The sequence below is a fragment of the Chloracidobacterium sp. genome (assembly GCA_015075585.1).
In the GTDB taxonomy this organism is placed as follows: domain Bacteria; phylum Acidobacteriota; class Blastocatellia; order Pyrinomonadales; family Pyrinomonadaceae; genus OLB17.
Genome location: JABTUB010000001.1, coordinates 218,385 through 238,107, shown reverse-complemented (window position 1 = coordinate 238,107; position 19,723 = coordinate 218,385). Strand labels below are relative to the sequence as shown.

At 52.6% G+C, this 19,723-nt stretch carries 19 protein-coding genes and 1 tRNA gene; 16 read left to right on the top strand and 4 right to left on the bottom strand.

Features of this window, described 5'->3' with window-relative positions; all coding sequences use genetic code 11:
- The first annotated feature begins 48 nt into the window (after nt 1-48).
- Nucleotides 49-1,995: a glycogen debranching enzyme N-terminal domain-containing protein gene (locus HS105_01110; GenBank protein ID MBE7515201.1), complete on the top strand. Its 1,947-nt coding sequence runs from the start codon at nt 49-51 to the stop codon at nt 1,993-1,995.
- Nucleotides 1,996-2,009: 14 nt separating this feature from the next.
- Entirely contained in the window at nt 2,010-3,278 is a 1,269-nt protein-coding gene (locus tag HS105_01105; GenBank protein ID MBE7515200.1) for a cellulase family glycosylhydrolase, read from the top strand.
- Nucleotides 3,279-3,311: 33 nt separating this feature from the next.
- On the opposite strand, the gene HS105_01100 is transcribed toward HS105_01105, so the two are convergent.
- From HS105_01100 to HS105_01090, 3 genes are all read right to left on the bottom strand, one after another.
- Nucleotides 3,312-3,387, bottom strand: a tRNA-Ala gene (locus tag HS105_01100).
- Between the two features lie 73 nt (nt 3,388-3,460).
- Nucleotides 3,461-4,237 (bottom strand): enoyl-CoA hydratase/isomerase family protein, encoded by a 777-nt coding sequence (locus HS105_01095; GenBank protein MBE7515199.1) that lies wholly within the window; start codon nt 4,235-4,237, stop codon nt 3,461-3,463.
- Nucleotides 4,238-4,255: 18 nt separating this feature from the next.
- Nucleotides 4,256-4,657, bottom strand: coding sequence for a PilZ domain-containing protein (locus tag HS105_01090; GenBank protein MBE7515198.1), 402 nt, complete (start codon nt 4,655-4,657; stop codon nt 4,256-4,258).
- A 166-nt stretch (nt 4,658-4,823) separates the two neighbouring features.
- Between HS105_01090 and trxB the strand changes: the two genes are divergently transcribed.
- From trxB to HS105_01070, 4 genes are all read left to right on the top strand, one after another.
- Nucleotides 4,824-5,810, top strand: coding sequence for a thioredoxin-disulfide reductase (gene trxB, locus HS105_01085; protein MBE7515197.1), 987 nt, complete (start codon nt 4,824-4,826; stop codon nt 5,808-5,810).
- A gap of 26 nt (nt 5,811-5,836) precedes the next feature.
- Complete coding sequence (locus HS105_01080) at nt 5,837-6,136, top strand: zinc ribbon domain-containing protein (protein ID MBE7515196.1); 300 nt, start codon at nt 5,837-5,839, stop codon at nt 6,134-6,136.
- Nucleotides 6,133-7,035, top strand: a complete 903-nt coding sequence (locus HS105_01075) for a VWA domain-containing protein (GenBank protein ID MBE7515195.1) — start codon at nt 6,133-6,135, stop codon at nt 7,033-7,035. Before HS105_01080 ends, HS105_01075 begins: the two co-directional genes overlap by 4 nt.
- A gap of 80 nt (nt 7,036-7,115) precedes the next feature.
- Nucleotides 7,116-8,318 (top strand): OmpA family protein, encoded by a 1,203-nt coding sequence (locus HS105_01070; protein ID MBE7515194.1) that lies wholly within the window; start codon nt 7,116-7,118, stop codon nt 8,316-8,318.
- Nucleotides 8,319-8,323: 5 nt separating this feature from the next.
- Here the strand turns inward: HS105_01070 and HS105_01065 are convergent, their stop codons facing one another.
- Nucleotides 8,324-9,169 carry a thymidylate synthase gene (locus HS105_01065; GenBank protein ID MBE7515193.1) on the bottom strand — a complete coding sequence of 282 codons (846 nt, stop codon included), beginning with the start codon at nt 9,167-9,169 and terminating at the stop codon, nt 8,324-8,326.
- A 103-nt stretch (nt 9,170-9,272) separates the two neighbouring features.
- Between HS105_01065 and HS105_01060 the strand changes: the two genes are divergently transcribed.
- The 10 genes from HS105_01060 to HS105_01015 all read left to right on the top strand — a co-directional run bounded on the left by HS105_01060 (nt 9,273) and on the right by HS105_01015 (nt 19,721).
- Nucleotides 9,273-9,734 carry a hypothetical protein gene (locus tag HS105_01060; protein MBE7515192.1) on the top strand — a complete coding sequence of 154 codons (462 nt, stop codon included), beginning with the start codon at nt 9,273-9,275 and terminating at the stop codon, nt 9,732-9,734.
- A gap of 51 nt (nt 9,735-9,785) precedes the next feature.
- Complete coding sequence (locus tag HS105_01055; protein MBE7515191.1) at nt 9,786-10,781, top strand: methyltransferase domain-containing protein; 996 nt, start codon at nt 9,786-9,788, stop codon at nt 10,779-10,781.
- 8 nt (nt 10,782-10,789) lie between these two features.
- Entirely contained in the window at nt 10,790-11,428 is a 639-nt protein-coding gene (locus tag HS105_01050; protein MBE7515190.1) for a hypothetical protein, read from the top strand.
- A gap of 20 nt (nt 11,429-11,448) precedes the next feature.
- Nucleotides 11,449-12,210 (top strand): class I SAM-dependent methyltransferase, encoded by a 762-nt coding sequence (locus HS105_01045; protein MBE7515189.1) that lies wholly within the window; start codon nt 11,449-11,451, stop codon nt 12,208-12,210.
- Between the two features lie 10 nt (nt 12,211-12,220).
- Nucleotides 12,221-13,180, top strand: coding sequence for a glycosyltransferase family 2 protein (locus tag HS105_01040; GenBank protein MBE7515188.1), 960 nt, complete (start codon nt 12,221-12,223; stop codon nt 13,178-13,180).
- Nucleotides 13,181-13,237: 57 nt separating this feature from the next.
- Nucleotides 13,238-15,079, top strand: coding sequence for a DNA adenine methylase (locus tag HS105_01035; GenBank protein ID MBE7515187.1), 1,842 nt, complete (start codon nt 13,238-13,240; stop codon nt 15,077-15,079).
- Nucleotides 15,072-15,962: a hypothetical protein gene (locus tag HS105_01030; protein ID MBE7515186.1), complete on the top strand. Its 891-nt coding sequence runs from the start codon at nt 15,072-15,074 to the stop codon at nt 15,960-15,962. The genes HS105_01035 and HS105_01030 overlap by 8 nt, the downstream gene beginning before the upstream one ends.
- Before the next feature lie 487 nt (nt 15,963-16,449).
- Nucleotides 16,450-18,369 carry an asparagine synthase (glutamine-hydrolyzing) gene (gene asnB, locus HS105_01025; GenBank protein ID MBE7515185.1) on the top strand — a complete coding sequence of 640 codons (1,920 nt, stop codon included), beginning with the start codon at nt 16,450-16,452 and terminating at the stop codon, nt 18,367-18,369.
- A gap of 54 nt (nt 18,370-18,423) precedes the next feature.
- The gene (gene pip, locus HS105_01020; GenBank protein ID MBE7515184.1) at nt 18,424-19,374 is read left to right on the top strand and encodes a prolyl aminopeptidase; all 951 of its coding nucleotides are present in this window, start codon (nt 18,424-18,426) and stop codon (nt 19,372-19,374) included.
- 89 nt (nt 19,375-19,463) lie between these two features.
- Nucleotides 19,464-19,721 carry a twin-arginine translocase TatA/TatE family subunit gene (locus HS105_01015; GenBank protein ID MBE7515183.1) on the top strand — a complete coding sequence of 86 codons (258 nt, stop codon included), beginning with the start codon at nt 19,464-19,466 and terminating at the stop codon, nt 19,719-19,721.
- Nucleotides 19,722-19,723: the final 2 nt, after the last annotated feature.

Below are 19,723 nucleotides of genomic sequence, written 5' to 3'. Positions count from 1 at the left end.
GCGCTGTTAGCATAGCGGCCGCCGCTCGGCTAGAATCACAAATAACAGATGATCGAGATCGACAAAACGATCTGCGGCGACCTCGCTGAGGCCGGATCGCGTGAATGGCTTGAAACGAACGGCATCGGAGGCTATGCAACCGGCACCGTCGCAGGCGCTCATACGCGGCGCTACCACGGGCTGCTCGTTGCCGCGACAAAGCCGCCGCTTGGCCGCGCGGTCCTGCTCTCAAAACTCGAAGAGACGCTTATTGTCGATGATGAGCGTTTTGACCTCTCGTGCAACCGCTTTCCGGGCGCGATCCATCCTGAAGGATACAAATTCCTGACGGGATTTCGTCTTGATCCGTTCCCGATATGGACGTTCAGCATAAAAGGCATCGAGTTGGAAAAGGCCGTGTTCATGGTGTACGGCGAGAATACTGTTGTTTCTGCATGGAAGCTGACGGATAATGCTGCGGCCGCGTGTTCACTCGAAGTGCGGCCGCTGCTCGCCTTTCGCGACCATCACCATTTGCGGCACGAAGACGCGAATTTCACCACTGCATATCAAGACAATGCCGGAGTCCTTTCGTTCAGTCCGTATGCCGAGATGCCGGCGCTTTACCTCGCGCACAATGCGGCGAAGGTCGCCGAGACGGGAAATTGGTATCGGAACTTTGAATACGCGATCGAGCAGGAGCGTGGTTTCGAATACACAGAAGACCTCTATCAACCGTGTTCGCTCGCCTTTGGCCTAGCTGAGGAAGCTGTCATTATCGCCTCGACCGAGCGGAAAGATGTTTCAGCGGCCACGCTGCGTTCAGCGGAGGTCGAACGGCGCATCGACATCGTCGTCGCTTCTGATGCAAAAACCGATCTCGGTGCACAACTTGCACTTGCGGCCGACCAGTTCCTCGTTAAGCGCGGCGACGGCGAAACAGTGATCGCGGGCTATCCGTGGTTCGCCGATTGGGGACGCGACACCATGATCGCATTGCCGGGATTGACGCTTGCGACGGGCCGTTATGAGGCCGCCCGCAGCATCCTCGTCAAGATGGCGGAATACATCTCCGAGGGGATGATCCCTAACCGATTTCCCGAAGACGGCGAAACGCCCGATTACAATACTGCGGACGCGACACTGTGGTTCTTTGAGGCAGTGCGTGCGTACATTTCGGCAACCGGTGATGACTGGCTCAGCGGCGAAATGTACGATCACTTCGTACAGATAATTGAGTGGCATGTAAGAGGCACACGATACGGCATCCGCGTTGACACCGACGGGCTGCTTCACACGGGCGAGGCCGGAACGCAACTGACTTGGATGGATGCAAAGATCGGCGACCGTGTGATAACGCCGCGTATGGGCAAGCCGGTCGAGATACAGGCTCTTTGGTACAACGCACTGTGTATAACCGCCGATATGGCCGAGCGGCACGGCGACGCGGGCAAAGCGTTGAAGTTCAGCGACATGGCCGCCATCGCAAGCGAAAGCTTCAACGGACAATTTTGGTATGAGCAGGGCGGCTATCTTTTTGACGTCATCGGCGACGGCGGCAAGGACGCATCTTTCCGCCCGAACCAGATCTTCGCCGTCAGCCTGCCGTACTCGATGCTCGACAATACTCGATCGCGTGAGGTGGTAAAGGCTGTCGAACGCGAGCTGCTGACTCCATTCGGGCTTCGTACGCTTGCCGTGAGCGATCAGAGCTATGTCGGCACCTACATCGGCTCACCGGAAGAACGCGATGCATCGTATCATCAAGGCACGGTTTGGGCGTGGCTCCTAGGCCCTTTTATTGACGCATTTAGAAAGGTGCATTCGCGTGACGCAAAGGCTGACGGGCAGCTCGACGAAATGCTGAAAGGACTTACAGAGCATCTTAAGGATAAAATGCTCGGCCATGTTTCTGAGATATTCGACGGCGACGCACCGCACGCGCCGAGAGGATGTCCGGCACAGGCATGGAGCATTGCCGAATTGATCCGCTCGCTCGCCGAAAGGCAGCGTTAAAGCATTGATGCGAGATGCGTAAATTCACGCTCATTTCTATCTTAGCGTTCGCAGCGGCCGTCAGCGCACAGCCGTTCATTACGGTGCGCGGCGGGCAGATGTATTCCGGTAATACGCCTTATCATTTCGTCGGTGCGAACTATTGGTACGGCTCCTATCTCGGCCTCGAACGCGACAAGGGCCGCGGTATTGAGCGGCTTCGCCGTGAACTCGATCTGATGAAGGCGAACGGTGTTACGAACCTTCGCTTGATAGCCGGTGCGGAAGGCTCGGGCCTACTTAACGGCATCGTACGCATTGGGCCGCCGCTCCAACCGCGGCAACTCGAATTCGATGGAGCGGCGCTTGTTGGCATCGACGTGATCCTCGATGAGATGTCGAAGCGCGGTATGCGCGCCGTCATTTTTTTCAGCAACAATTGGGAATGGAGCGGCGGCTGGCAGCAGTATTTGATCTGGAATAATGCCATCAGTTCAAAGTGGCTCGCCCAAAGGCCAGAATGGGATGAAATGCGTGACCTGACGGCGAAATTTTACGACTGCGATAAGTGCATCGCTGCATACCGCAAGCAGGTCGCTTACGTCCTCTCACGCCGCAACAGTGTAAACGGCCGTCGCTACGTTGACGACCCGACGATAATGGCTTGGGAGATCGCCAATGAACCGCGGCCGATGCGCCCCGCATCAAATGATGCGTATGTACGGTTCATTGCCGCGGCGGCAAAGTTCATCCGACGCAAGGACAGCCGTCATCTGATAACGACAGGCCACGAGGGCTACATCGGCACTGAGTCGGTCGAGCTATTCGAGAAAATTCACTCTGATGCAAATATCGATTATCTGACGATACATATTTGGCCTAAAAATTGGGGCTGGTTCGAAAAGGACAAACTTGCCGATGGTTTTGCCCATAGCCTTGCAGAGACCGAAAAGTACATTGCAGAAAACGCGGCGGTCGCCGTGCGGCTCAATAAACCGCTCGTCATTGAGGAATTCGGGCTGCCGCGCGACGGCGGATCGATCGACCCGCATTCGGCAACGACATTTCGCGATCGCTATTACGCTGCTGTTTTTGCGCATATCGGCCGGAACAATATTGCGGGAGCTGCGTTTTGGGCCTTCGGCGGTTATGCCGTGCCGTCCGCCGAACATCCGTTCTGGCGAAAGGGCGATGAACTCACGGGCGATCCGCCGATGGAAGAACAGGGCTTGAACAGCGTTTTTGCCGGCGACACATCGACCCTAAATGTGATACGTACGGCGGCCGAGCGCCTGCAAAAATAAAAAGCAGCCCTTCAGAAGGCTGCCTTAAGATGGTGGTGGAGACGAGGGGGATCGAACCCCTGACCTCATGAATGCCATTCATGCGCTCTCCCAGCTGAGCTACGTCCCCGTGATCGCGGCTCCGGTAAGCCGCGAATTTTGAATTATAGATTACAGGCGCAGGTTTTGCCAACCGCGTCCGGCTATCGCCCCTTGAAGTCGGGCTTGCGCTTTTCGAGGAACGCCGAAACGCCTTCCTGCTTATCCTCGGTCGAAAAAGCGATCGCGAAAAGATCGACCTCGCGGCGGAGGCCTTCATCGAGGTTCGAGCGCGACGCGAATTTGACGGCCTCTTTGCAAAGCTGAAGGGCGATCGGGGCCTTTTCGGCGATCTTTTCGGCAAGCTTCATCGTCTCTGCCTCGAGCTGATCGGCGGGCACGACATGGTTCACAAGGCCGAGTTTTTCGGCAGTCGCCGCGTCGATCATATCGCCGGTCAAGATCATTTCCATAGAACGCCCCTCGCCGATCAGGTTGGTCAGCCGCTGTGTTCCGCCGCCGCCCGGAATGATGCCGAGGTTGATCTCAGGCTGCGAAAAACGTGCCGTCTCGCTTGCCATTCTGATATCGCATGCGAGCGCAAGCTCATTGCCGCCGCCGAGACAAAAGCCATTCACCATCGCGATAACAGGTTTTGGAAACTGGTCGATCACATTAAAGAGCGTTCGATCATGAAATTGGTCACGCTGCGTTACAGGCGTTTGGCCCTCGAATTCGCTTATATCGGCACCCGCGATGAAGGACTTCTCGCCCGAACCCGTAATGACAAGCACGCGGACCGCATCATCAGCGCGCAGCTCATCAAGCGCCGCGACAGACTCAGTATGCACCTTTTTATTGAGTGCATTGAGTTTATCGGGCCTGTTAATTGTCAGCACGGCGACCGCGCCGCGTTTTTCGAGAGTTATGGTTTCGTACATAGAGGGTGAAGAGCCGCCTTATTCACTGATGCCTTCGATCACATTGTCATCGGCGACCCAAGAAACGAACAGTCGATACCAGCTTTCTTTTGATTCGACGATCGAGACGCCGACGCGTGTCGAGCCGTAGCTCGCCGGGGCGAGCCTGACCGCTCGTGCCTTGACCTCGACCGGAACGCCGTCCGGCCTGTGTGAGCGCACATAAAGGTCGTCGCCTACCGCGATCTGCTGATTTAACTGAAAGAGGGCACCGATAGTTGAAATATCATCGGTTTCGGTGGGTTCACTCCATGTCGCTCCGTCAGCCGACCGTCCTGAAACGACTATCGGCAAGCGGAGAGCCATCCTAAGTGCAAAACGCTTATCCTCTGATCGAGGTGTCATATTCGATAAGATCTGCGAGCCTTCATCAACTATCATATAACTCGCCAACAAAAAGGTGTCTCAGCTGTGCCGTCTGTCTGCTTGATCCGACCGCCGCCTAACCCTAAATAATGACTGTTCGTGAGTTATTAGACGAACCGAATATGCGATAGTTATACTATAACAGCGGTCTAAAAGGAAAGTTTATCGTTATTTGAATTCTATGTCACCTAAAGAGTTGAGCTATAAGGTCGTGATCCTGGGTTCCGGCCCTGCGGGCTTGACAGCGGCCATTTACGCATCGCGAGCCGATCTTGCGCCGCTTGTCATCCAAGGCCCGCAGCCCGGCGGCCAGTTGACCATTACTACCGACGTTGAGAATTATCCCGGCTTTCGCAGCGGCATCATGGGGCCGATCTTGATGGATGAATTCCGCGAGCAGGCACTGCGCTTCGGCACGCAGATGATCGATCTTTGGATCGACCGTGTTGACCTTAGCAAGCGGCCGTTCACACTTTACGGCAAAGAAAGTGCCGACAGCGAGGAGGTAAGCACCCTTATCAAAGCCGAGACCTTGATAATCTCGACCGGCGCATCGGCAAAATGGCTCGGCATCCCCGGTGAAGCACCCGTTCCGGAAGGCCTCGGCGGCAATGGCGTTTCGGCGTGTGCGACATGCGACGGTTTCTTTTTCCGCGACAAGCCGATCGTGATCGTCGGCGGCGGCGACACGGCTATGGAAGAGGCGTTGTTCCTTACAAAATTCGCATCTAAGGTAACGCTCGTACATCGGCGCGGCGAGTTCCGTGCATCACGCATAATGCAGGATCGCGTACTGGCGAGCGATAAGATCGAAGTACTTTGGAATACTGAGGTCAAGGAGATCAAAGGAACGAAAGAGACGGGCGTCGAGAGTGTAACTCTGTTCAATAATCTGACGGATGAGACCTATGACCTCCCGACCGGAGGCGTCTTTATCGCCATAGGCCATAAGCCGAATACCGAGCTGTTCAAGGGCCAGCTTGATATGGATGAGTCCGGCTATTTGATCACCGAAGGAAAGTCGATGCGCACTAACGTGCCGGGCGTATTTGCCTGCGGCGATGCGCAGGATTCATATTACAGACAGGCGATCACCGCTGCCGGTACCGGCTGCATGGCCGCGATCGATGCCGAGAGGTTTCTTGCCGAACACGAGGGCAGCAAATAGCACTGCCTGACAGCAAAATATTCGTTATGCCGATCTATGAATACAAATGCACGCAGTGCGGCGCACATTACGAGATACGCCAAAGCGTGTCGGACGCGCCGCCTACCGCGTGTGAGAAATGCCATGGCAAGCTCGAAAAGCAATGGTCGCTTTCGGGTTTCCAGTTCAAAGGTGCGGGCTGGTATGTAACCGATTACGCCGGTGGCTCGAAAAAGCCTAAGGACGAAAGTTCTTCGTCGGGTGAATCAACCTCAACGGCGGAAGCCGCATCAAACAAAAATGAAGGGCCGACTGCGACGCCGGCTTCGACACCGGCCAAGGAATGATCAGAACCGTGACATATTTCGCTTGGATATTCGTTGCCGCTTGTGCGGCAACATCTGTCTTTGCACAGTCGCGACATAATACGCAGGGTATCGACCTTGACGGCACCATTATTCCGGTAACCGCATCGCGGCAGGATAAGAACGCCGGGCCGATCAAAGCCGAAAATCTGTATCTTTACGAGAACGGCATCGAACAGCGGATCAAGAATTTTGCTTTCGATCCGTCAGCATCCCGCATAGTCATCCTTGTAGATAATTCGCAAACGCTGCCGACGACAATCGAGACGCTAAAGAAGGCCGTGATGGAATTCGCATATGAGATCTTCGAGGGCGACCAGATCTTCGTACTGGCTTACGATGAGAAGGCAGAGATAATTCAGGAGTGGACGGATGATGCAAAGAAACTGGATGCTTCGCTGGCGACATTTCGCAAAAAGGGAAATCCGTACCTTTTCGATGCTTTGAACGACTCGGTCGATCAGATACTCGTACCTCTCATGCCCGGCACACGAAAGACGGCCATCGTGCTTATCGGTGACGGCCTTGACCGCGGCAGCCGATCGACATTCGAGCTGACGCTCAATAAACTGCAGAACCGGAATGTAACGCTTTACGCTCTGCAGATACCGGACCGCACCGGCGGAGCATATCGGCGCGGGCAGCCGAAGGCACCGGCCGTGATATCACAGCTTGCGGAAGGTACGGGCGGACGCGTCTTTGATATCGACGATCCTCAAGCCGCAGCAAAGGCTATCTGTGACGAACTGAGAAAGGATCGCTACCTGCTCTCATATTTACCGACAAATACATCGGCATACGATGCCCGCAGGCTTTTCCTGATCGCCGATGAGGGCATAAATGTCCGCACAAAAGGGGCACAGCCGCCGAACGTAAAATAGCCGAACGACAGCTTCCTCTTGTATAAATGTGAAAATTTCTTGATAATCTTGGCAGACAGCCGCACTGCTGAAGGTCAATCGTGAGCGAGGACAACAAAATTCCGCCGCCGCCGCCGCCGGACGATTTTACGAAAACGACGCCTAATATCCGTGTGCCCGATCGCGATGATCACGGCGGCGACTGGGACGCGCCGGATCGCAACATCCCAAAGCCTGCTCCCGACGATTGGGGAAAGACCATTCTCAACATAAAGCCGATAGATACCGGCAGTGACAGAACGCCGTCAACCCCGGAATGGGGAATGACCGAAACGAATATCAATGTGAACGCGGCTGACCTCGGCACCGCACCGGAAGACTTCGCTCCGCGCGAGCGAATGGACAAGACGATGCCGTACTTCCAGCTTCCCGAGGCTGAACGCGCCAAGTATCAGAAACTGCCGCCAACGCCGACCGAGGCCGCCGAGCAGGCACAACAGGAAGATAAGGGCGGCATTCCTAATTGGGTTTGGGCCGCAGCCGGCCTTATGGCAATGTTCTTTTTCGCGATCGTTGTGCTTGCGGCGGTTTATCTCATCGTGCTTCGCGATACGAGCTACGTCGTAAAGGTCATCGGTGCTCCCGCCGGAAGCACCGTGCAGGTTGACGGCTCGCCGCTTGGCGTAACCGATGAGAACGGGTCCATCCGGCTCGAGAACCTGAAAGCCGGCGACCACGAGATCTCGATCGTTCATCCGACCTACACGTGCGACAAGCAGATGATGAAAGGCGGCAACGGCGACAAGCTTAAGGAAATGACGGCACGCTGTAAAGCGATACCGGCCGCACCGACCGACGACTGTTCGAACATACATGTCGGCGAGGATGACAAGGCCGAACGCTGCTACAACACGGCCCTCGACAGTCTTTCCGATCCGTTCACTCCTGAGGACCTTATAAAGGCGCTAAATATTCTCGTCGTGAATTTTGCGAGCGGCAGTTCGCAGGTTCCCACCGTAAGGCTCGCGGCACTGCAAAAAGGAGCAGGTTTTATAAAGAAGCTGCCGCCGTCGGTGATCCTCGAGATCGGCGGCCACACCGATAATGTCGGCGGTGCTGCCTATAACCAAAAGCTTTCTGAGGATCGTGCCGCTTCGGTTAAGGAAGTGCTTGTAAAATACGGCGTACGGCCCGAAGCGCTTCAAACACGCGGCTATGGAATGAATAAGCCGATCACAACAAATTCGACCGAGGACGGCAAGTACCGCAACCGCCGTATCGAATACTCCATCGTCCAAAAATAAAAGGCTCAGACCGCGACCGCTGCCGAGATCTTTCCCAGCGAGCGGTAATTGTCCAAATGCAAATTCTCAAACTTGAAATTGAGCAGGCCATCGAGGCCTTTCAAGCCCTCGGCATCCTTGAGCCGCAGTTCCGGCAGCGGCAGCGGCTCTCGTGAGAGAAGCTCACTCACTTGTTCGAGGTGGTTGGAATAGATGTGAAGATCGCCGAATGTGTGTATGAATTCGCCCGCTTCGAGTCCGCAAACATGGGCGATCAAATGCGTTAGCAGCGCGTAGCTTGAGATGTTGAACGGTACGCCGAGAAAGGCGTCGGCCGAGCGTTGATAAAGCTGGCAATGCAGAACACGTCCGCGCTCGACCTTGAATTGGAACAGCGTATGGCACGGCGGCAGGGCGACATCATCGCAAACGCGCGGGTCCCAACCCGTAACTATCAGCCGGCGAGAATTCGGATCATCCTTTAGGTGCCTTATCAGCCGTGCTATCTGATCGACACCGTCCTTTGCCGGATAGGTCCCGCCGAATGAACGCCAAAGATAGCCGTAAACCGGCCCGAGATCGCCTTCCGCTCGTCCGAAACGTGCCGTTTGCTCCGCTGTCGCCCATTCCTGCCAAATATCGACGCCGCGTGCCCGCAGATCAGCCTCATCGGTCGAGCCGCTCAGGAACCAGAAAAGCTCCTCGGCGACCCAGCGAAAAGGCACCCGTTTGGTCGTAACGATAGGAAAACCCGCCCGCAGGTCATACCGCGTCTGATATCCGAATACCGATGTCGTACCCGTGCCGGTGCGGTCATCCGTCAGAGTACCGTTCGCCAGGATATGTTTTAACAGATCGTGATACTGTTTCACTCAAGTTGATTGTAAATTGTAAATTGTTGATTGTTAATTGAACAGGGATTTTCTTCCGCCAATTAACAATCAACAATTAAAAATTTACAATTATAGGCTGACGATGAGGAGCAAATTAGAAGTAAGTTTCAATTCGCCGCAGTGCGGCTGGATGTCGATAGGTTTTGACGACGGAACGGCCGAGTTTCACACGACAACGGCACACGCTCCGTACAAAGGCGTTCTCGGCGACCTTATGGCCATTCTTACCGAACTGCAAAAGGACGGTGGCCGTACTGAACATACGTTGAAGTGGAATCGTGATCCCGAGGAATACGATCTGCGCTTCATTCGGGACGGCGAAAACGCCTCGATCGAGATCTATGAGTATCCGACCGCCGAGCGCATCGAGCCGGAGCGGCAACTCGTCTTTTCGCACACGAACACGCTCGATGAGCTTACGGCCGCATTTGCACGCACATTCGACCAGCTTTATGAGGATCGTGATACGGACGATTTCGAGTTCAATTGGCACCAGCCTTTTCCGTATGAGCGATACGAGGAGTTCAAGAGGGCCGCGGCCTGAAGGCGAAGCTGCAAGCTGTATCGATCACGCAAAGCTGACGGCCGCATCCCTATGAAAGAAAAACTGTTAGACCTGTTGGCGTGTCCTATCTGCGGCGGCGATATCTTTCTTCCGTATGCGGGAAAGTACGAGGAACGCGAGATCATTGAAGGAACGCTTGCTTGTCGTAAGTGCGATCGCGAATTCAAGATCGTCCGAGGTGTGCCCAGGTTCGCCGACCTTGAAAAGATCGAAGCGGACAAGGCCGCCACGGCCGGGAACTTCGGCTGGCAATGGACGAATTTTACGCAGGAGGACCCGAAATATGACGATCAGCTCCTCGGCTGGCTCCAACCTGTTAAGCCAGATTTCTTTGAGGGAAAGATGGTCCTGGAAGGGGGCTGCGGCAAAGGCCGCCACACAAAACTTGCCGCCGAATGGGGCGCAAAAGATGTGGTCGGCATCGATCTTGGCGACGGTGTCGAATCGGCATTCGCCCTGACGCGTGAACTGCCGAATGCGCATATCATCCAGTGTGATATTTTCAAGCTGCCGTTAAAAAAGGCGTTCGACTACGCATTCAGCGTCGGCGTGCTGCATCACACGCCCGATCCGAAGAAGGCGTTCATCTCGCTTGCCGGAAAAGTGAAGCACGGCGGACATATTTCAGCATGGGTCTATGGTGCGGAGAATAACGGCTGGATCACACGGTTCATCGATCCCGTGCGGCAAGGCTTCACGTCGCAGATATCGCAGCCGATGCTTTATCAGCTGTCAAAACTGCCGACGCTAGGCGTCTTTCTCTCGACAAAGCTCGTGTATCGGCCGCTGAATATCCTTGCGAGACCCGTTGCGAACAAGCTGTTTTACAACGAATATCTAAATCACCTCGGCTCGTTCGGCTGGCGCGAACAGCACAATATAGTCTTTGATCACCTGGTCGCGCCGACTGCTTTTTACATATCAAAAGACGAATTCGGCGGCTGGTGGAAAGAGATAGGTGCTAAGGATATTGAGATTACTTGGCATAATAGGAACAGTTGGTGCGGCTTCGGCTGCATCGTTTAAGTTGTGATATGAGATTTGAGAAAGGTATTGACGAAAAATATCAGCGGTCGATCGAGGATGCTTTCGCGACCATTCTGGCAAAGGGGAACAATCACCACAAGGCTGTCATCGGCGCCATTCTCGAATCCCAATTGCTTGTGCGTGTACGGCCCGTGTCAGAGGTCAATGCCTCGGGCGTAACGGGCGTGATCAATCCCGTCATGACGAACATCCGATTGAAGCGTGAACGCATGAGCCTCATAGATGCCCTCGGCGAGATCTACATCACGATCGCCAAAGAGACGATCGACACCGGCGGCCAACAGGGCTGCGAAGGCACCTTTGTCCACGAAGGCCAGCATGCTTACGACTTTGCTCAGACGCTCGAAAGCCTTTCCAACGCCGATATGAATCCGCTTGGTGTCTTCAACCCGACGCTTTACGAAATGGAGCTTGCCGCACACAAAAGTGCCGGCGACTATATGCTTTGCATCGATCGTGAACCGTATCTGGATGAGGGCCTGCAGTTGATGATACTGTGCCGCGAGGACGGCAAATGCGAGGTCGACCCGACAGGTATTGACCGGCGGCTTCGCGAGAGTTACGGCCTTGAGTTGAACGGCAACCAAGGATCGCTCGCGACCGAAATGATGGGTATTGTGGTCTGAAGCGGCCAATGTAAACCTTTATGTCAACAGCGCTTCCGCAGGAAATGCAGCGGCACACATACGCGATCATGGATGAGGTCGAAGGGTCTCATTGGTGGTTCGTCGGTCGGCGCGCGATCCTCGAAAGCTTTCTCGATACGATCGTTCGGAAACTGCGGCCCGGCACGGACAGCCTAAAGATCCTCGATGTCGGCTGCGGCACAGGGGCAAATGTCGAGATGCTGTCGCAATACGGCGACGCCGAGGGGGTTGACGTTTCTGACGATGCGCTTGAGTTCTGTCGGCAAAAGGGCCTTCGTGTGCAAAAAGGCCTTGCGGAAACGCTGCCTTATGCAGACGAGACCTTTGATCTGACAACGGCTCTCGACGTGATCGAGCATCTCGATGAGGATCTTGCCGGCCTTAAAGAGATGCACCGCGTTACGCGAAGCGGCGGTTACTCGCTATTTTTCGTACCGGCATTTATGTGGCTCTGGGGCGTGCAGGACGACATCTCACACCACCGCATACGCTATACACGACGGCAGATCGTCGATCGCATAACAGCCGCGGGTTACGAGGTCGAGCGGGCAACATACGCTAATTGGACATTCTTTGTGCCGATATTGACGGGCCGTCTGCTTATGAAAACGACGGGGCTGCGGCCCGCGAGCGAGAACAATATTAACGTCTCGGCCCTAAATGGCCTGTTCGGCAACCTCTTTGCCGCAGAGCGTTTTTGGCTCAAGCGTTATAATTTCCCGGTCGGCGTCTCGATCGTCGTGGCGGCAAGGCGGCCGTAACTGTTCACTGATGACAACATCCGATCAAAAGCCTGAGCTCTCGCTGTTCCTGCCCGTCCTTGACGAGGAGGATAATTTGCGGCCGATGCATTCCAAGATAAAGGTGGCACTCGATGCGCTCGGAAAGAGTGCCGAGGTCATCTACGTCGATGACGGCTCGACCGACAAGAGTCTCGCGATCCTTAAAGAACTGGCGGCCGAGGACAGCCGCGTCCGTGTGATATCACTGCGGCGGAATTATGGGCAAACTGCGGCGATGTCGGCGGGCATCGATGCCGCAAGAGGCGACATTCTGATCCCGATGGACGCCGACCTTCAGAACGACCCGGCGGACATCAAACGACTATTGGATAAGCTCGATGAGGGCTACGATGTCGTTTCGGGCTGGCGAAAGAACCGGCAGGACAAACTCGTCTCGCGAAAGCTGCCGTCGCAGATCGCAAATCGGATCATCTCTTGGATCGGAGGCGTTCATCTGCACGATTACGGATGCTCGCTAAAGGCATATCGCCGCGAGGTGCTTCAGGATGTAAAGCTCTACGGCGAGATGCACCGCTTCATCCCGATCTTCGCATCGTGGGCCGGGGCACGCGTTACCGAGATACCGGTCGATCACCACGCCCGCACGATGGGCAAGTCAAAATACGGTATTTCACGCACCGTCAAGGTCATTTTCGACCTGATGACGATCAAGTTCATGGCGTCGTATCAGACAAAGCCGACCTATGTGTTCGGAACGTTCGGGATGCTGGCTTTCTTTCTTTCAATGATCGCGGGCATATGGGCAGTTGTCCTCAAGATAGAAGGGACGTCGTTCATCCAAACGCCGCTGCCGGTCGTCGCGGTCGTAATGCTGGCGATCTCTGTACAGTTTTTCTTGATGGGGCTGCTCGCCGAACTCCTCGTCCGCACCTACCACGAGTCCCAGGACAAGGCGATCTACGCTGTGAGGGAAAGAATAGGGTTTTAGGCGCAGTAGTCCTTGGGATTTTCCTATTAGGCTTTACTTGTTAAACTACCATTAAGTATGCGTTACTACGGTGCAAAAACCAAGCTACTGCCATTTATCGAGGGGGTTGTTAAGATAACAGGAGTAAATGGTACGTCCAACTTTGTGGATCTTTTCTCGGGCACTTCGGTAGTTGGTCGGCATTTCAAAAAACTTGGCTTCACCGTAATAGCAAACGACACTCTTGAATTTTCTTACGCGATTGCTAAGACCTATATCGAACTAAACAAAGAACCACAATTCAAAAGGCTGAGTTCCCACCTCAAATTTAAAAATGGAGTTAAAGGATTATTTGACTACTTGAATAACCTCAAGACTCAAAAAGCGGGATTCATGTATGAGAATTATTCTCCTACCGGTGGCAGAAAGTATTTCACCGACCAAAACGCATTAAGAATCGACACATTCCGCTACTTATTTGAGGAATGGAAGGATGAAAAGCGCATCTCCGTATCAGAATATTATTACCTAATCACTTCCCTTTTGCGTGGAGTAAACCTCGTAAGCAATGTTTCAGGAACATATGCCGCATACTTAAAAACTTGGGATAAGAGGGCACTGAACTCTTTGAGACTTGAACCGGTAGACATAATTCCTAGCGAGAATAAGAACAAAGCATTCAAACAAGATGCAAACGAACTTGTAAAAGAAATTCAACCAGACATTCTCTATCTTGACCCCCCGTACAATGGTAGGCAATATGCTTCAAACTACTTCATACTTGAATTGATTGCAGAAGGTTGGTTTAAAAATATGCCTGAGATTTATGGCGAAACAGGCATGAGAAAGTATGACCATCAAAAATCGAAATATTGTTCAAAGGTTAGCGCATTAGGTGCATTAGAAGACTTAATTTCCTGCTCTTCGAAATCGCAATACATTGTTTTGAGTTATAACAACGAGGGCGTAATTCCCCAATCGGCAATTTATCAAACACTCTCACGTATCGGAAGAGTTGAGACTTTTACGGAAAACCATAAACGATATAAGAGTATCAACCAAACAGCTGAAGATCCACAACTAACACGTGAACATTTGTTTTTAGTTAAGCCTACTAAGGCGGTTAATCAAACCAACAGCTTGACTGGCAAAGAATGGTTACGAAATTCTTTCAGTATTTGGCGCGATCTTGGAAAGTCAGATGAGGAAAAGCAATTACATCATCCTGCAATTTTTACTATAAGGTTAATCTCAAAACTTATTGAAACTTTCTGCAAACCAAATGGTGGCAGAATTCTGGACTGCTTTGCGGGATCGGGAACTACACTAATTGCAGGCTTGAAAAATGATAAAGACGTTATAGGCATTGACTTAAATCCCGACTACAAAGAACTCTTTGTGAAGAGAGCTGCAAGCTCTTACAACATTGTACCTCATGGACTTGAAGACAAATACATTGTTGGCGACTCCCGGCATCTATCACAAAAGTTAGAGTTGGAGTCAGTTGACTTGTGTATAACGTCACCGCCCTACTGGGACATTTTGAACAGGCAACGAACGGCGGATTACAAGGAAAACGAAAACTACTCGAACAAAGATAACGACTTAGGGAACATCACAGGTTACGACGAGTTTATTTCCACCCTTAAGGAAGTCTGCAACGAGGTATTCAAAGTAATGAAGCCAAAAGGCTACTTCATTATGAATGTTATGGATTTGCGGAAGAAGGATAAATTTTTCCCTTTGCATATAGATGCCGCGAGGATTGTACAAGAAGTCGGCTTCTCATTTGAAGATATTATTATCTGGGACCGACAACAGGAATACAATAACATGAGGCCCTTGGGCTACCCATACAAATTCATCGTAAATAAGGTGCACGAATACGTGCTAATATTTCGGAAGCCCGTAAATGGATAAGAACAAAGTCTCAACCTTTCTAACACCGGATATTTCTTATTTACTCGGGCTCATTACAGGCCACGGAGAAATTCAATACAACAATGACGTAAAGAGAATTGTTATTGGCTTTGAGTACAAATCTCTTGAATCAAGAGCAATTACGAGAGTTTTTGACCAGCGTCTGCATATACAGACATCCCTTGATCCAGTTGTGCATCGATTGCAGCAGATTGGAGTCAACGTGGAGAAAGTAGTCGACAAAAAAATTTCAATTCTTCTCACTTGGGTTAAAGAAGATATTGCCTGGCTATTTATTAAGTTCCTAATAAACGGAACTCGATTTAGTTTTCATGATTTCCTGATTCCGGAGCCGATGTTTGAAACGAATGATACGAACAAAAAAGAATTCTTAAGAGGGATCGCTGACGTCACCGGCTTCGTTCGAAAATCCAATGTTTATACGGATGGTAGGCATCGTGTCTATATTGAAGTTTCGAATAAGAATTGGTTTCTTCCACCGCAGATATGCCAGCTTACCCAATCGCTCAACGTCCCTATTCAATATATTGGCTATGGTCATCCGAATATAAGGGGTGGAACCGGAACGAGTTGGGCAAAAGAACATCAAATCAAAATTTTCGCAGACGATTTTGAGAAAATTGGATTTTATATTTCTCACAAGAACGAAGCGTTGGCTGAACTCTCTGAATTTAACAAAGCAAATTTCAAAACACGGAAGGCGTTGTGTACAGGAGTTGTTGGTAGAGGAAAGACAAAAGGCGCTCATGATCATGAAACGCATGATAAGTTGCCGAAAGAATTAAATGGCCGACATTTCAATTCTTATAAAGAGATTTGCAAGTGTTTAGGTTGTTATTTGCAAAACGATTGCGATGTATAAAAACGAGATAGAAATGTATCCTGACGTAATAAAGTGGCTAAATAGTGACTTGCGGCAAAGGTTAGGAAAGGAAGCAACAAATATTCATGTGCTTGATACTCATAACAGCGACCTAAGCAATTTCATCTTGCAACTGAATTACCAGACGTTTTTCCCTGAGTTTGCAACCTATCACATTCGTCAAGATATTACAGGCTTTGTTGAGTTTGCGAACAAAGTTGATCTCGTTTTTGTCGAATGTAAGAATTCACCACTTTCGCTATTGCATCTCTCCCAGCTCATAGGATATTCCTGTATCGCACTTCCAGTATACTCGATTCTCTTAAGTCCAAAAGGAATGGGATCGACGCTAAACAGACTTCTCCGTACTTACAATCGCAGAGACGCCTTGGAGTTTAGGCCGAATCGGCGAATCGATGTAATCAAATGGGACTATCTGAAACAGGATGCGGATCGCACGAACAGTATCATCCATCAAAGATTCTAGATGTGCGGAATTGCGGGTTGGATCAACCTGGACACAACTAAACCTAACCGCGACGTTGAGGGCGTGCTGCACTCGATGTGCGAGGCGATCCTGCATCGCGGGCCGGATTCCGAGGGTCTGTGGACGGATGACCGAGTCGCGCTCGGCATGCGAAGGCTTTCGATCATCGATCTCAAGACGGGCGATCAGCCTGTTTTCAGCTGCGATAAGAGCGTTGTCGTTATGATGAACGGCGAGCTTTACAATTATCGCGAAGTGAGGACGGAACTTGAGAAACGCGGCCACAAGTTCATCACAAGTTCCGACACCGAGATCGTGCCGCACCTATACGAAGAATACGGCGAGGCATTGGTCGATCATCTTAACGGAATGTTCGCTTTCGCGTTGTGGGATGCGAAGCGGCAAAAGCTCGTCATCGCACGCGACCGCTTTGGCGAAAAGCCGTTGTATTACGGTATTTTTGACGGCAAGCTGATCTGGGGCTCCGAACCGAAGGCCATGCTCGCACATCCGGCGGTAAATGCCGAGCTTGATCTCGACTCACTCCGACAATACATCTCATACGATTATGTGCCCGCTCCGAGGTCGATCTACAAAGGCATTTCCAAGCTTCCGGCCGCACACATGATGACCGCCGAAGCCGGCGAGGTGCGGATACGACGATATTGGCGGCTGTCGTGGTCAGGCGGGGAGGCCCAACACCGCGGCGAACGTCACGGATCTTTATTCAACAAGCGCGCGGATGAGCTTTGCGAACTGCTTTCCGATGCAGTGCGGATGCGGCTTGTCGCGGATGTACCGCTCGGCATACTGCTCTCCGGCGGGATCGATTCGTCAACCGTTGCGGCCCTTGCAACAGAACATGCGAGTGAGCGTGTCAAAACATTCTCGATCGGATTCGAGGAAGATTCGTTTGACGAGTCGCGTTATGCACGGCTTGTAGCAAAGCACCTTCGCACAGAGCATTACGAGGATACGCTGTCGGCGGCCGCGGCCGGAGATCTGATCGGTGAGATCGGCGAATGGCTTGACGAACCGTTGTCCGACGGCTCTTTGATACCGACATATCTGCTCGCTCGTTTTGTAAGACGGCACGTTACCGTTGCTCTCGGCGGCGACGGCGGGGATGAGCTTTTTGCCGGCTATCCGATGTACCGCGCACATCAGATCACACAAAAATTCCTTGCGATACCGGCCGCGATACGCCGCCGCATGATCGCACCGGCGGTACAACGGCTGCCGGTCTCGCGGGACAATATGTCCTTTGATTACAAGGCGAAGCGTTTCATACGAGCGGCTGAACTTGACGGCATCGAACGCCACCACACATGGTTCGGCTCGTTCGCGTCGGCACAGCATAACCGGCTTTTGACCCGCAGTGTGCTCGAAAATACCGATGCGGACATCTATCTCGGGCCGCGAGAACTGTTCGAAACGACGGACGCCGAAACGGATATCGAGAGATTTCAGCAGGTCGATGTCAGCTATTACCTTGCCGAGGATATCCTGACAAAGGTCGATCGTGCTGCGATGGCCGTCTCGCTCGAAACGCGGGCGCCATTTCTCGATCCGCGTGTCGGCCAATTTGCTGCGGCGTTGCCGCTCGAATACAAACTTCGGGGCAAGAGCGGCAAGCACATCCTAAAAGCGGCCTTGCGCGGCCGACTGCCCGACGAGATATTGCATCGGCCAAAAAAGGGCTTCGGAATTCCGGTCGCCGAGTGGCTACGCGGGCGGCTTCGGCCGCTGGTTGAGGAGATGCTTGCCGAAAAAAGGCTTGCCGAGCAAGGCCTATTTGAACCGGCATATGTACGCAGCCTTATCAGCGAGCACATGCACGGCAAGGCGTCGCACCACAAGGAACTTTGGACGCTGCTCGTCTTTCAGCTTTGGTACGACCGATATCTCAGGCGCGGATGACGCCTACGGCCCTAAAAAGTGGATACTTCCGCCGCTTTAGCGTAGAATTGCGCTATGGCTTCCCTTTATCCGGAGATCGAACCTTTTGACAGCGGCGAAGTACGCGTCTCGGACATTCACACTATACATTACGAGCGTGTCGGCAATCCTAACGGCGTACCCGTCGTGTTCCTGCACGGCGGCCCCGGCGGCGGCTTGATCCCGCTCTATCGGCAGTTCTTCGACCCGTCGTATTATCACGTTATCCTTTTTGACCAACGCGGTTCAGGGCGATCAACGCCGCACGCTGATCTTCGCGAGAATACGACCTGGGATCTTATCTCTGATATCGAGGTACTTCGCGAGAAATTCGGTATCGAAAAATGGTACGTTTTTGGCGGCTCATGGGGCTCGACCCTCAGCCTGGCTTATGCCGAGACACATCCGCACCACTGCAACGGGCTGATATTGCGCGGCATATTCCTGACACGAAGGAAAGAGCTTCAGTGGTTCTATCAATACGGTGCAAGCGAGATATTCCCAGATTTTTGGGAGCGTTACCGCGATGAGATACCTGAGGACGAACGCGGCGATATGATCGGTGCGTACTATAAGCGCCTTACAAGCGACGATGAGGCAACGCGCCTTTCTGCCGCACGCGCGTGGAGCGTGTGGGAAGGCTCAACATCTAAGCTCTACCCTGACAAAGACCTAATGGAGCACTGGGAAGGCGAGCATGAGGCCTTGAGCCTCGCCCGCATAGAGTGCCATTATTTTATGAACAATTCGTTCTTCCCGACCGAGAATTACCTCATCGAGAATGTTGATAAGATACGGCACATTCCGACCGTGATCGTCCAAGGGCGTTATGATGTCGTCTGCCCCATAACATCTGCGTGGGAACTTCATCGAGCGTTCCCTGAGGCGGAATTGGTCGTGATACCCGACGCAGGACATTCGATCTCGGAAAAAGGCATTTCGTCAGCATTGGTCGATGCTATGGAGAAATTCAAAAAAGCCGTCTGATCTATAGTGAATTTTCGGCCAAAGGTTGTATGATGAAATCAGCCGATCACGCAACACGGAGCGTCTTAAGTGATCGGTGAGCGTGTGTTATGAATTTTGGAACTACAGAGATCCTTCTGATCGTCGCAGTGCTTTTCCTGCTGTTCGGAGCATCGCGTTTGCCGCAGCTTGCAAAGTCGCTGGGCCAGTCGCGTAAAGCATTTAAGGAAGGCATGCGTGAGGCGGAGGAAGAAGAAAGATCCGGACAACTGAATAATGCGGCGCCGGCACCGCAGATCACTCAAATGAGCGACGCCGAGCTTAAGGCTGAAATGGAACGCCGCACTGCGGCAAAAGCCGAGCACTAAAG

What these genes read in the sequence shown, in the direction of transcription:
- pip (MBE7515184.1), top strand. Translation starts at nt 18,424, where the DNA reads ATGGCTTCCCTTTATCCGGAGATCGAACCTTTTGACAGCGGCGAAGTA.
- HS105_01045 (MBE7515189.1), top strand. Translation starts at nt 11,449, where the DNA reads ATGTCAACAGCGCTTCCGCAGGAAATGCAGCGGCACACATACGCGATC.
- HS105_01030 (MBE7515186.1), top strand. Translation starts at nt 15,072, where the DNA reads ATGGATAAGAACAAAGTCTCAACCTTTCTAACACCGGATATTTCTTAT.
- trxB (MBE7515197.1), top strand. Translation starts at nt 4,824, where the DNA reads ATGTCACCTAAAGAGTTGAGCTATAAGGTCGTGATCCTGGGTTCCGGC.
- HS105_01080 (MBE7515196.1), top strand. Translation starts at nt 5,837, where the DNA reads ATGCCGATCTATGAATACAAATGCACGCAGTGCGGCGCACATTACGAG.
- HS105_01105 (MBE7515200.1), top strand. Translation starts at nt 2,010, where the DNA reads ATGCGTAAATTCACGCTCATTTCTATCTTAGCGTTCGCAGCGGCCGTC.
- HS105_01040 (MBE7515188.1), top strand. Translation starts at nt 12,221, where the DNA reads ATGACAACATCCGATCAAAAGCCTGAGCTCTCGCTGTTCCTGCCCGTC.
- HS105_01090 (MBE7515198.1), bottom strand. Translation starts at nt 4,657, where the DNA reads ATGATAGTTGATGAAGGCTCGCAGATCTTATCGAATATGACACCTCGA.
- HS105_01055 (MBE7515191.1), top strand. Translation starts at nt 9,786, where the DNA reads ATGAAAGAAAAACTGTTAGACCTGTTGGCGTGTCCTATCTGCGGCGGC.
- HS105_01110 (MBE7515201.1), top strand. Translation starts at nt 49, where the DNA reads ATGATCGAGATCGACAAAACGATCTGCGGCGACCTCGCTGAGGCCGGA.
- HS105_01050 (MBE7515190.1), top strand. Translation starts at nt 10,790, where the DNA reads ATGAGATTTGAGAAAGGTATTGACGAAAAATATCAGCGGTCGATCGAG.
- HS105_01060 (MBE7515192.1), top strand. Translation starts at nt 9,273, where the DNA reads ATGAGGAGCAAATTAGAAGTAAGTTTCAATTCGCCGCAGTGCGGCTGG.
- HS105_01035 (MBE7515187.1), top strand. Translation starts at nt 13,238, where the DNA reads ATGCGTTACTACGGTGCAAAAACCAAGCTACTGCCATTTATCGAGGGG.
- HS105_01095 (MBE7515199.1), bottom strand. Translation starts at nt 4,237, where the DNA reads ATGTACGAAACCATAACTCTCGAAAAACGCGGCGCGGTCGCCGTGCTG.
- HS105_01015 (MBE7515183.1), top strand. Translation starts at nt 19,464, where the DNA reads ATGAATTTTGGAACTACAGAGATCCTTCTGATCGTCGCAGTGCTTTTC.
- asnB (MBE7515185.1), top strand. Translation starts at nt 16,450, where the DNA reads ATGTGCGGAATTGCGGGTTGGATCAACCTGGACACAACTAAACCTAAC.
- HS105_01075 (MBE7515195.1), top strand. Translation starts at nt 6,133, where the DNA reads ATGATCAGAACCGTGACATATTTCGCTTGGATATTCGTTGCCGCTTGT.